General features: G+C 68.1%; 8 protein-coding genes. 2 read left to right on the forward strand and 6 right to left on the reverse strand.

What is annotated here, in order from left to right; all coding sequences use genetic code 11:
* The first annotated feature begins 41 nt into the window (after nt 1-41).
* Entirely contained in the window at nt 42-1,934 is a 1,893-nt protein-coding gene (locus tag AC3ITN_RS15010; protein WP_489391019.1) for a M28 family peptidase, read from the forward strand.
* Nucleotides 1,935-1,972: 38 nt separating this feature from the next.
* On the opposite strand, the gene AC3ITN_RS15015 is transcribed toward AC3ITN_RS15010, so the two are convergent.
* The 3 genes from AC3ITN_RS15015 to clpB all read right to left on the reverse strand — a co-directional run bounded on the left by AC3ITN_RS15015 (nt 1,973) and on the right by clpB (nt 6,998).
* Nucleotides 1,973-2,869, reverse strand: a complete 897-nt coding sequence (locus AC3ITN_RS15015) for an AraC family transcriptional regulator (RefSeq protein WP_489391020.1) — start codon at nt 2,867-2,869, stop codon at nt 1,973-1,975.
* A gap of 122 nt (nt 2,870-2,991) precedes the next feature.
* Complete coding sequence (locus tag AC3ITN_RS15020) at nt 2,992-4,293, reverse strand: O-acetylhomoserine aminocarboxypropyltransferase/cysteine synthase family protein (protein WP_489391021.1); 1,302 nt, start codon at nt 4,291-4,293, stop codon at nt 2,992-2,994.
* 119 nt (nt 4,294-4,412) lie between these two features.
* On the reverse strand, nt 4,413-6,998 hold the full coding sequence (gene clpB, locus AC3ITN_RS15025; RefSeq protein ID WP_313348244.1) for an ATP-dependent chaperone ClpB: 2,586 nt from the start codon (nt 6,996-6,998) through the stop codon (nt 4,413-4,415).
* A gap of 185 nt (nt 6,999-7,183) precedes the next feature.
* Between clpB and AC3ITN_RS15030 the strand changes: the two genes are divergently transcribed.
* Complete coding sequence (locus AC3ITN_RS15030; RefSeq protein ID WP_489391022.1) at nt 7,184-7,894, forward strand: glutathione S-transferase; 711 nt, start codon at nt 7,184-7,186, stop codon at nt 7,892-7,894.
* A 230-nt stretch (nt 7,895-8,124) separates the two neighbouring features.
* Here the strand turns inward: AC3ITN_RS15030 and AC3ITN_RS15035 are convergent, their stop codons facing one another.
* The 3 genes from AC3ITN_RS15035 to AC3ITN_RS15045 all read right to left on the reverse strand — a co-directional run bounded on the left by AC3ITN_RS15035 (nt 8,125) and on the right by AC3ITN_RS15045 (nt 12,440).
* Nucleotides 8,125-9,714: a SulP family inorganic anion transporter gene (locus tag AC3ITN_RS15035; protein WP_489391023.1), complete on the reverse strand. Its 1,590-nt coding sequence runs from the start codon at nt 9,712-9,714 to the stop codon at nt 8,125-8,127.
* A 399-nt stretch (nt 9,715-10,113) separates the two neighbouring features.
* Nucleotides 10,114-11,835 carry a thiamine pyrophosphate-dependent enzyme gene (locus tag AC3ITN_RS15040; RefSeq protein ID WP_489391024.1) on the reverse strand — a complete coding sequence of 574 codons (1,722 nt, stop codon included), beginning with the start codon at nt 11,833-11,835 and terminating at the stop codon, nt 10,114-10,116.
* Nucleotides 11,836-11,951: 116 nt separating this feature from the next.
* Nucleotides 11,952-12,440, reverse strand: a complete 489-nt coding sequence (locus tag AC3ITN_RS15045; RefSeq protein ID WP_489391025.1) for a DUF3574 domain-containing protein — start codon at nt 12,438-12,440, stop codon at nt 11,952-11,954.
* Between the last annotated feature and the right edge of the window lie 169 nt (nt 12,441-12,609).

The raw sequence follows: 12,609 nt of genomic DNA on the forward strand, positions 1-12,609 counted from the left end.
CGCGCAGGTGCAACCCTGAGCGCCTCTTTCCTGCGGCGCTGATGACGATGCTGATCGATACCGTGAGCCAGGCACGCCGTGCGCAAGGCCGGTTCGCCGTCCAGCGGGGTGCGAGGCTTCCCGCCGCGGCGGAGGCGTACAGGCCGCTGGTGAGACCCCTGGCGCAGGCGGGGTTGCGCATCTGCAACGCCCACCCGCTGGTGACTGCGTCGCTGCTGCTGTCGGTGCTCGCACCCCGAACCGGGCCTGCGCTGCTGCCCGGGGCGCAGGGCGTAGCGCCCGGCACGCCCGCGGGAGGAACCCTCAATGAGGTCCTTGAGCATCTCGTCCCGGTGAACCAGATCGCGCCGTGCGCCGGCGGTCCCGCGGCGAGCCTGGTGTCGATCGGCAACGCCGCCGTGGGCACCTGCGTCGCAGCGCCCCGCCGGTGTCCACAGGCCTTGCTGGTGTCGAGTCTTGCTGGCGCCACAGTCCTGGCCGGCGCGGCCGTCGACAGCGCCGTGGAGGCGTTGTGGCGCACCGCCGATGACGCCGATCTGGCGCCGGGCGTCGCGCACTACGATGCGGCCGGCCGCGTGCTGGATCAGCTGCTGCCCCACGATCGCCGGGCACTGCTGACCCTCCTGCGCGACTGCGCTGACGCACCCACCTGCACCGCGCCGCTGCGGGCGCTGCTGCTGTCACTGTCCGCGCAGGCGCAGCAGGGCATAAAGCACGCCGTGGCCGCGGCCACGCCCGATACCCCGGCGGCAGGCTGGCCGCCTGCGGCGCAGGCCATCGCACCGCCCTCGCCGCTGGCCTGGGTGGACGCCACCATCGCACTGCTGGAAGGCGTCTACGATCCGGTCCGGGCCGCCTACCTGCTGGACCTGGAATACATCGCGCAGGCCACGATGGAGGCCCAGTCCGGGCAACCGCGTGGCACCCGTGAGGTGGTGGCCAACCAGCAACGCAGCGCCGCCATCGAAGCGCTGTTCAACGCCACCGGGCATCCACTTGAATCGCTCCCGTTCACCCTCAGCGCGCACGACCTGCGCGGGGTGCCCCGCACCGCCTGGGGCCGCAACCTGCTGCTGACCTTTGCGGGACCCGGTACGCCTGCACATACGCTGGTGCTGGTGGCGCATGGCGACATGACCGGTACGGATACCGGCTCCAGCGGCGCACTGGACAACGGCACCGGCGTGGCCGCGCTGCTGGCGCTCGCGCGCGAACTGCACGACACCGATCTGCCACGCGGCACCCAGGTGCAGCTGCTGGTCACCGCCCAGGGCGAGCGCGGCATGATGGGGGCCAAGGCGCATGTACAACGCTGCCTGGCGCAGCGGAACTGCCCGGACGCGGTGCTCAACCTGGACATGCTGGGGCACGGCGACGGTCTGGCGATCTGCGGTTCCGAACAGCGCCATTTGTTCGTCATGGACACGCAGCGGACCGATCAGCGGCACCCCGGCGCGGTCGACGCGCACGAGACCCACCTGCGCCAGCTGCTGCAGCGGGCAGCGACGGACCTCGGGGTCCGGCAGCACCCTTACACGGCATGGACGCAGGTGTCCGATCACCTTCCGTTCCAGCGCGAAGGCATCGCGGCGCTGGGCCTCACCCGGATGAACGCGGCGGAGCTGCGTGCGGAGGCGCACCGGCAGGCCACCTATGCCGAGCTGCTGCGCAGGCATGCGGCCGTGGACTGGACGCGGATGGACGACTATCTCAATGGTCGGCTCAGCCGCATCGAGAGCGACGACATGCGCGACCGGCTTGCCGAGCATGCCGCCGTCAGCCGGCAGTACCGTCGGCTCGGCGATTCCGCCTATCGCGGCACGGTCCACAACGGGCACGATCAGATGGGCCAGATACGACCCCGTGCCGCACTGGAGACGCTGGACGTGGTGCGCCGCACCGTCCATGCCTGGTTGGCAAACCCGGCTCCGTAACGGCCGCCGCCTCCAGGGAGCAGCGGCTAAGTGCCAGGTTAAACGGAGCGCGCCGCCTGCAGCGGCACGCAGATATCAGCGCGCAGTATGGCCTCCGGCACCGCTTCGGGATCATCGAGGTAGTGGTAGTACAGCGGCGCATCGCGCAACGCGTGGCCGCTCCCGCCAAGCCATTGCCGGAGCAGCGCATCGGTAGCCGCTTCCAGCCCGGCGTAGCTGCCCACATGCCGCAGCACCGCGTGTTGGCCGCCGCCCAGACGCAGTGACCGCAGCGGTGCCGGGACCGTTGCCAGCGCACGGCCAAAGCCCATGCCGCAGTCGAATTCGCACGCATCGGCGGGTACATCGCGATGGTCGTTCAGTGCAATGCCGACCAGCGCCTGCAGCTGCCCGGCGATGCCCTGCTCTGCGGCCCATGCATAGACCTGGCCGAACGCCTGGTCGAGGTCATCGAAGGCGCCGCGCGTGCGCAGCACCACCACGTCGAACGGCTCGAGGGTGGTCACCCGCACCTGCAGCGGGGCGCTGTCATCGGCGCTGTCTCCCGCAGGCAACGACAACTGCTGCTGCCAGTGCGTGCGCAGTACCGCGTCGTCGCGCAATGCGCTGGGCGTGGTCGCCAGCGCCTGTCGGCAGGCCCGTGCCAGCGCCTGCGAGCTTTCGTAGCCCACCTCCAGCGCGACCTCTGTGACGCGGCTGTCTGCCTGCGCCAGCAACTGCAGTGCCCGCAACAGGCGCAGCCTGGCCACGGTGCGTCCCGGGGTTTCGCCGGTCAGCGCGCGGTACAGCCGGTGAAAGTGGAAGGGTGACTGATGCGCGACTGCCGCCAGTGCGTCCAGGTCGGGCAACGGCTGGCCCGTACGCAGGCAGTCCTGCAGGTGTGCGATGACACGGTCGATACCGTGGCGGTGGCGTAGCTGGGCGATGCGGCTCATGACGGGCTCCGTGTCGGGGTGACGCTCAGCATGCGTCGGTCCCCGCCTCGGCGCGTGGCCGATCTTGCGCAGCATACAACCCCACCCCGGCCGGCCCGCACCGGCCAGGGTGGGTCCCACCTCTACGCGGTTGCCAACGCCTGCTGCAGGTCTTCCAACAGGTCGTCGATGTGTTCGATGCCGATCGACAGGCGCACTGTGTCCTCGCTGACGCCGGCCTTTTCAAGCTCGGCCGGGTCGAGCTGGCGGTGCGTGGTGGACGCCGGATGGGTGGCCAGGGACTTGGCGTCGCCCAGGTTCACCAGCCGGGTGAACAGCTGCAGCGCATCCAGGAAGCGCGCGCCGGCGGCGCGCCCGCCCGGCAGGCCAAAGGTCAGCACCCCCGAACCGTGCCCGCGCAGGTACTTCTGCACCAGCGCGTGCTCGGGGTGATCGGGCAGCGCGGCATAGTTCACCCAGTCCACCTTGGCGTGGTCGCGCAGGAACGTTGCCACCGCCAGGGCGTTCGCATTGATGCGGTCCATGCGCAAGGCCAGGGTCTCGATGCCCTGCAGGATCAGAAAGGCGTTGAACGGGGAGATCGCCGCCCCGGTATTGCGCAGCGGCACGACCCGCGCGCGACCGATGTAGGCCGCCGGCCCCAGCGCCTCGGTATAGACCACGCCGTGGTAGCTGACGTCCGGCTCGTTCAGGCGGCGGAAGCGCTGCGCGTGTTCGGCCCACGGGAAGCGTCCGGAATCCACGATCACCCCGCCCAGGCTGGTGCCGTGGCCGCCGAGATACTTGGTCAGCGAGTGCACCACGATATCCGCGCCGAAGTCGAACGAGCGCTGCAGGTAGGGCGTGGCCACGGTGTTGTCCACGATCACCGGCACGCCGTGCGCATGGGCGATCTTCGCCACCGCCTCGATGTCGGTGACGTTGCCGCGCGGGTTGCCGATGGACTCGACGAACACCGCCTTGGTACGCGCGTCGATCAGCGCGCCGAAGCCATCGGGGTCGTTGTAGTCGGCGAAGCGGGTCTCGATGCCGAACTGCGGCAGGGTATGCGCGAACAGGTTGTAGGTGCCGCCATACAGCGCATTGGAAGAGACGATGTTGTCGCCGGCCTCGGCAATGGTCTGGATCGCATAGGTGATCGCCGCCTGGCCCGACGCGAGTGCCAGCGCCCCGATGCCGCCTTCGAGCGCGGCGATGCGCTGTTCCAGCACATCGGTGGTGGGATTCATGATGCGGGTGTAGATGTTGCCCGGCACCTTCAGGTCGAACAGGTCCGCGCCATGCTGGGTGTCGTCGAAGGCGTAGGCCACGGTCTGGTAGATCGGCACCGCCACCGCGCGGGTGGTCGGATCGGGCCGGTAGCCGCCGTGCACGGCGATGGTCTCCGCGCGCCACGATGATTGGGGACTGCCGTGCTCTGACATCGCGCCTCCTCCGGTTGAACACGGACCATACCGGACAAAAAACCCCCGCCGTGGCGGGGGTTGATGGTCATGCAGCATGGCCTGAGCACGAACGGTTATCAGCCGTGCCCGCGCGCCGGTCAGCCTTTGTCGAAGAGCAGCCGCCCCTCGCCCGCATCGACCTGGATCACATCGCCCGACAGGAACTCGCCGGAGAGTATCTTCTGCGCCAGCGGGTTCTCCAGCTGCGCCTGGATGGCACGCTTGAGCGGGCGCGCACCATAGATCGGGTCGAAGCCGACGTTGCCCAGCAGCTGGAACGCCGCGTCGCTGACCTCGATGCGCAGGCCACGCTCGGCCAGCCGCTTCTCCAGCCCCTGCATCTGGATGCGCGCGATCTGCTTGATCTGCACCTTGTCCAGCGGGTGGAACACCACGATGTCGTCCAGCCGGTTGATGAACTCCGGGCGGAAGTGCGCCTGCACCACCCCCATCACCGCCGCCTTCATCTGCGTGTAGGCCTCCGGGCTGTCGTCGCTGGACATGTCCTGGATCTGGTGCGAGCCCAGGTTGGAGGTCATCACGATGACGGTGTTGCGGAAGTCCACCGTGCGGCCTTGGCCATCGGTGAGGCGACCGTCGTCCAGCACCTGCAGCAGGATGTTGAACACGTCGGTATGCGCCTTCTCCACTTCGTCGAGCAGGATCAGCGAATACGGGCGGCGGCGCACGGCCTCGGTGAGGTAGCCGCCCTCTTCATACCCAACGTAGCCCGGGGGCGCACCGATCAGCCGCGCCACGCTGTGCTTCTCCATGAACTCGCTCATGTCGATGCGGATCATCGCGTCGCTGCTGTCGAACAGGAACTCGGCCAGCGCCTTGCACAGCTCGGTTTTGCCCACGCCGGTCGGGCCCAGGAACAGGAACGAGCCGCTGGGGCGGTTGGGATCGGAGAGTCCGGCGCGCGAACGTCGTACCGCGTCTGAGACCACCTTGATCGCCTCTTCCTGCCCCACCACGCGCTGGTGCAGCATGTCTTCCATGCGCAGCAGCTTGTCGCGCTCGCCTTCCAGCATGCGGTTGACCGGAATGCCGGTCCAGCGCGACACCACCTCGGCGATCTCTTCGGCGGTGACCCGGTCCTGGACCAGCTTGAACTCGGTGTTCTCCGCCTCCTGCGCGGCGTGCAGCTGCTTCTCCAGCTGCGGCAGCTGGCCGTACTGCAGTTCGCTCATGCGGCCGAAATCCTGGCGCCGCTGCGCGGCTTCAAGTTCCAGCTTGACCTGCTCGATCTGCTCCTTGATGCGGGTCGTGCCCTGCAGCGCGGCCTTCTCCGACTTCCAGATTTCATCCAGGTCGGAGAACTCGCGCTCCAGCGTATCGATGTCGGCTTCCAGGTCGGCCAGGCGCTGGCGCGATGCCTCGTCCTTCTCCTTCTTCAGCATCTCGCGCTGGATCTTGAGCTGGATGAGGCGACGCTCCAGCCGGTCCAGTTCCTCCGGCTTGGAATCGATCTCCATGCGGATGCGCGACGCAGCCTCGTCCATCAGGTCGATGGCCTTGTCGGGCAGCTGGCGGTCGGCAATGTAGCGGTGCGACAGCGTGGCCGCGGCCACGATGGCCGGGTCGGTGATTTCCACGCCATGGTGCACCGCGTACTTTTCCTTCAGCCCACGCAGGATGGCGATGGTGTCTTCCACGCTGGGCTCGCCGACAAACACCTTCTGGAAGCGGCGCTCCAGCGCGGCGTCCTTCTCGATGTACTTGCGGTACTCATCCAGCGTGGTCGCGCCCACGCAATGCAGCTCGCCACGGGCCAGCGCGGGCTTGAGCATGTTGCCGGCGTCCATGGCACCGTCGGCCTTGCCCGCGCCCACCATGGTGTGCAGCTCATCGATGAACAGGATGATCTGGCCTTCGCTCTTGGACAGGTCGTTGAGCACGGCCTTGAGGCGTTCCTCGAACTCACCGCGGAACTTGGCACCGGCGATCAACGCGCCCATGTCCAGCGACAGCACGCGCTTGCCGCGCAGGCCCTCGGGCACTTCGTCGTTGATGATGCGCTGGGCCAGGCCCTCCACGATCGCGGTCTTGCCCACGCCCGGCTCGCCGATCAGCACCGGGTTGTTCTTGGTACGGCGCTGCAGCACCTGGATGGTGCGGCGGATCTCCTCGTCACGGCCGATCACCGGGTCCAGCTTGCCGCTCTCGGCACGCGCGGTGAGGTCGATGGTGTACTTCTCCAGCGCCTGGCGCTGTTCTTCTGCATTTTCAGACTGCACGCTTTCACCGCCGCGGATCTTGTCGATGGCCGCCGTGATGCGGGTCTTGTCGGCACCGGCGGCGCGCAGTGCCATGCCCAGTGTGCCGCCGTCGTCGACCGCAGCCAGCACGAACCACTCACTGGCGATGAACGCGTCGCCGTGCTGCTGGGCCAGCTTGTCGGTGTTGTTGAGCAGACGGTTGAGATCGTTGCCGATGGACAGGTTGCCTTCCTGCCCCGATACCTTGGGCAACGCCTCCATCGCCTCGTTGAGGCGCTCGCGCAGCACCGGCACGTTCACGCCGGCCTGGGCCAGCAGCGGGCGCGTGCTGCCGCCCTGCTGTTCCAGCAGCGCGGTGAAGACGTGCACCGGTTCGATGATGTTGTGGTCGCGGCCCACGGCCAGCGACTGCGCGTCCGCCAGCGCCTGCTGGAAACGCGAGGTGAGCTTGTCCATCCGCATGGTCAGATCCTCGATCAATTGCCGCTGGCCGAGCCAGCACTATCTGACAGATGCGGTTATGCAGGCGTGTTTCAAGGGGGGATGAGAACGCATTCAGCCGTCAGCCCACGTCGCGGTGACATTCCCCTCACGGCTGCTTGGCAGCGGATTCCGCAGGCTGGGGGCTCCCGCCACGGAGCACGCGCATGCACTACGAGCTTTACTATTGGACCGGCATCCAGGGCCGTGGCGAGTTCATCCGCCTGGCGTTGGAAGACGCGGGCGCAGCGTATACCGACATGGCCCGCGTGCACGGCGACAAGGTCATGCAGCCGTTCCTCGACGGCAAGGTCGAGGGACTGCGTCCGTTCGCGCCGCCGTTCCTGGTCAGCGGCCGGCAGGTGATCGCGCAGGTAGGCGCGATCCTGGCGCATCTCGGCCCCGAGCTGGGCCTGGTGCCGGAGGCCGCCTCACGTCGCGCGCAGGCGTTGCAGCTGCAGCTGACCATCGCCGACCTGGTGTCCGAGGTGCATGACACCCACCACCCGATTGCCGCCTCGCAGTACTACGAGCACCAGAAGCGGGAAGCGATGGCACGCGCCGCCTCCATGCGTGGCGAGCGGCTGCCCAAGTTCCTCGGCTGGTTCGAAAGCGTGCTGGAGGCCAATGGCGGGCTGCACCCGTTGCGCGAACACTCCTACGTGGATCTGTCGTTGTTCCAGCTGGTCAGCGGGCTGGACTACATGTTCCCGAAACGCATGCAGTCGCTACGGCCAACGCTGCCGTTGCTGCACGCATTGAAGGATCGGGTGGAGCGGCGGCCGAACATCGCCGCCTACCTGGCCTCAGAGCGCCGGTTGGCGTTCAACACCAACGGCATTTTCCGGCATTACCCGGCGCTGGATGCCGCGGATTGACAAGCGGATGCAACGTTTCCGGTTGGCGTAGTGCCGGCCGCTGGCCGGCTCCGCATCGACCTGTATCGCCTGGAGCCGGCCAGCGGCCGGGACGTCCTTGGGCGTCTGGGCCCGCTTGGAGCCGGCCAGCGGCCGGCACTACGCTGGGCGTCTGGGCCCGCTTGGAGCCGGCCAGCGGCCGGCACTACGCTGGGCGTCTGGGCCCGCTTGGAGCCGGCCAGCGGCCGGCACTACCGGGGGTCGGTTTTTTGCAGGGACAACAGGCCCAGCAGCGCGGCCAGCGCCACGTACGCGCCGGCGAACTGCCACATGATCAGCTTCGGCAGGCCGTCCAGCTGCCACGGCAGGTAGATGCCCCCGCGCGGATCGACAGAGTGGATCAACCCGAACAGGGTCAGCGCCGCCGCCACCAGCAGGATGCCGGAGGAGCGCAGCAGGCGTCCATCAATCATCGCCACCACCGCCGCGATCCACAGCATCGAGGTGATGATGAAGCCATTGCCCAGCGTGAAGATCACCGCCAGCTCCGGCAAACCGTGGCCGTCCAGCGTGGTGGTCATCGCAACGAGCTGCTCGGGCGGAATCCAGCCCGGCGCCTTGATCGCCAGCAGGTAAGCCACCGACGGCAGGAAGCCCAGCACCATGGCCCCGGCATGTTCGCGCGGCGTGGCCTGGAACGCTTGGGTGGTGATGTCGATGGCCACGTACACGATGATCGGGGCCAGCACCGCCAGCGGCAGCCACTGCACCAGGCCCGAGATCACGCCCAGCATGCCGCCGATGCCCACGAACAGGCCGGTCAGCAGCGTGTAACCACTGCGGGCACCCATGTGCTTGTACGCCGGCTGGCCGATATACGGGGTGGTCTGCGCCACGCCGCCGCACAGCCCGGCCACGAGCGTGGCCACCGCCTCCACCAGCAGGATGTCGCGGGTGCGGTAGTCATCGCCGGCCGCGCGGGCGCTTTCCGAGACGTTGATGCCGCCCACCACCATCAGCAGGCCGAACGGCAGCAGCAGCGGCAGGTAGGTGATGGCCGTGGGCAGGCCGTCGATGAAGCCCAGCGTCGGCCACGGCAGCACCACCTGCAGCGGCGTCCAGTCGGGCACCTTGAAGCCCGGCGCGCCCAGCCCGGCCAGGCCCAGTGCGTAATACAGCAGCGTGCCGAACACGAACGCGACCAGCACGCCCGGTGCGCGGATCGGCAGCTTGCGCTTGGCCACCAGCACGTACAGCAGCAGGCCCAGGGTCACGAAGCCGACCACGGGCGAGCGCAGCGTTTCCAGCAGCGGCAGGAAGCCCATCAGCACGATGGCGATGCCGGCGATGGAGCCCAGCAGCGACGCCCGCGGCAGCGCGCGGGTCACCGCCTCGCCGAAGAACGACAGCACGACCTTGAGCACGCCCATGATCACCAGCGAGGCCATGCCCAGCTGCCAGGTGGCGATGGCCGCGTCGTGCGGGGCCAGGCCGTTGGCCTTGAAGGCCAGGAACGCCGGGCCCAGCACCAGCAGGGCCATGCCGATGCTGGTGGGTGCGTCCAGCCCCAGCGGCATCGCGGTCACGTCGTCGCGGCCGGTGCGGATGGCCAGGCGCCGCGCCATCCACGTGTAGAGCACATTGCCGACCAGCACGCCGAAGGCGGTGCCGGGGAACATGCGGCCGAATACCACGTCCGGCGGGAACTGGAAGATGCCGACCAGTGCCATCGCGATGAAGCCGAGGATCGACAGATTGTCGACCACCAGGCCGAAGAAGCCGTTGAAGTCGCCGGCAACGAACCAGCGGGGGCGTCCGGAGACGGGAGCGGATGCAGGCATGCGAGGGGGCACGGGGGTGGGGGGTACCCGATGGTAGGCGTTCATTGCCCCGGGCAACAGACACACCGGTGGAACACCGACATACAGCGTAGTGCCGGCCGCTGGCCGGCTCCCCATGGACCGCGCATCACGCGACCCGTAGTGCCGGCCGCTGGCCGGCTCCCCAATGCACCCCCATCAAGCAACACGTAGTGCCGGCCGCTGGCCGGCTCCCCATGCACCCGCATCAAGCGACCCGTAGTGCCGGCCGCTGGCCGGCTCCCCATGCACCCCCATCAAGCAACACGTAGTGCCGGCCGCTGGCCGGCTCCATGCACCCCCATCAAGCAACAGGTAGTGCCGGCCGCTGGCCGGCTCCCCATGAACCCCGCATCACGTGGAGCCGGCCAGCGGCCGGCACTACGGTTTATTGAGGAAATTGTTCGCCAGCAGGGCGCGCACGTCCCCTACGCGACCGTGCAGCAGCGCCTTGGCCGCATACAGCGCGGTGCCGGCCACCTGCTTGGCCTCCACCTGCGGCGGCATCACCAGCTCGGTCGGGCTGGTATGCACGTCCAGCAGCGCCGGGCCTGGATGGGCCAGCACGTCCTGCACCGCCTGCTCCAGGTCCTCCGAACGGGTCACGGTGCGCCCGTAGAAGCCGATGACCTCCGCCAGGCGGCCGAAATCGGGGTTCTTCAGATCGGTGTAGTTATCCAGCAGGCCTTCCACCTTCTGCTCCAGCTCGACGAAGTTGAGCGAGCTGTTGTTGTAGACCACCACCTTGATCGGCAGGTTTTCCTGCACCGCCGTCAGCAGGTCACCGAGCAGCATCGCAATGCCACCGTCGCCCGACAGCGAGATCACCTGGCGGCCGGGATAGGCCTTCTGCAGGCCAAGCGCCTGCGGCATCGCATTGGCCATCGTGCCATGCAGCAGGCTGGTCAGGGTGCGGCGGCGACCGTTGACGCGGATGTGGCGCAGGATCCACACCATCGGCGAGCCACCGTCGGCGGTGAACAGCGCATCGTCGCTGGCATGGCGGTCGATCAGTGCGGTGAGGTGCTGCGGGTGGATCAGCGTGCCCTCACCCGGTTCCTCCTCCTTCGCACGGGTCGCCAGCGCCTTCTCCCGGTGACCGATGCATTCGTCCAGGAAGCTGCGATCCTCGCGCTCCGGCAGCAGTGGCAGCAGTGCCTCCAGGCTCGGCCCGATATCGCCCACCACCCCCAGCGTCACCGGGTGGCGGCGGCCAAGATGGCTGCCATCGCGATCCACCTGGATCAGCGTGGCCTTGTCCGGGTAATACTGGCCCCAGGCGAAATCGGCCCCGAGCAGCAGCAACGTGTCGCAGGCCATCAGCGTGTGGTAGCCCGACTCGATGCCGAAGATGCCGGTCATGCCCATGTTGTACGGGTTGTCGTACTCGACGAAATCCTTGGCCCGCGAGGTGTGCGCGATGGGTGCCTTGAGGCGGGCGCCCAACGCCACCAGCGCGTCGTGCGCATGCTCGCAGCCCGCGCCGGCGTAGATGCCCACGCGCTTACCCTCGCCGATCAGCGCGGCAATGCGCTGCAGTTCGTCATCGCTGGGGCGCAGCACCGGCTGGGCGTAGTGCACGGAGAACGGCCGGTCGTCTTTGACCTCCGCTTCGCTGATGTCGGCCGGCAGGATCACCACCGCCACGCCGCGCCGGCTGATCGCCGCCTGGCAGGCCAGCGCCACCACCCGCCGCGCTTGTTCCGGGTTGTAGACCTGTTCGCAGAACACGCTGCAGCTGGCGTACACCGCCTTGAAGTCCACTTCCTGCGGGAACTCCATGCCGAGCTCGGGGGTGACTACCTGGCTGGCGATCAGCACCAGCGGCGCGCGGTTTCGGTTGCTCTCGAAAATGCCGTTGATGAAGTGCAGCCCGCCCGGGCCACAGGAACCGGCGCAGGCCGTGAGCTGCCCGCTGATCAACGAATCGGCCCCGGCGGCAAACGCGGCCACCTCTTCATGGCGCACGTGCACCCAGTCGATGTCGCTGCGATGGAGGGCATCGGTGACATGGTTGAGGGTGTCACCGACGATGCCGTAACAGTGGCGCACACCGGCGGCCTGCAGGGTATCGACGACGATTTCGGCAACGCGCTTGCTCATGACGGCACTTCCACGCTCAGGGGGAAGTGCGAGCCTAGACCCGCGCAGGTGACACCGGCGTGCGATTCCGCGCGATTCATACCAAGGTAGGTACCGACCGTGGGTCGGTACGCCGTTTAGAACGACACCTCCACCGCCTGCTGCGCCCAAAGGACCGACTGGTGCTTGGTGGCCTGCTTCCATGCCAGGCGGATCGCCTCGATGTCCGCGCGGCGCTGCGGGGAGTTTTCGTGCAGCACTACCAGCACTTTGGTGCGCAGGCGGTTGGGCTCGGCGGCGCCGCGGAACAGCCACTGGCCGTAGGCATCGAACACGGTCAGGCCATCCGGGAAGCGCGGGGTGACCTCCTTGTCGAGGAACGCGCGCCACTGCGCCTCGGTGATGGCGTCGGTCTGCTCGCGCGCGGACGCACCGCTCTCTTCGCCCACGCCGAAGTAGAGCTCGCTGCGCACCCAGCCGGCGGCGGCGTCCGGGCGGGCGGCGTCGCCCTGCAGGCTGGCGGTGGTTGACGTGGTGGCGGGCTGGGCCTGATGGGCAAGCGGGGCGGTGGTTGCGCAGCCGCTTACGGCCAACAGCACGGCGAGCAGCAGGGGATGGGACTTCATGTTGCGGGTATCTCCGGGGGCGGTTGGGGCTGCGTGGGACACGCATGGCGTGTCGCTACCTTAGGGACATCGGCCGCCAGCATAGATGCCGAACGGCTATGAGCTGATGCCCCGGCGTACTGGGACTTGCATCACAAGGCCCCGTCACGCCAAGATAATATATCGCTTC

Source organism: Stenotrophomonas sp. KH_036_B, assembly GCF_057839485.1.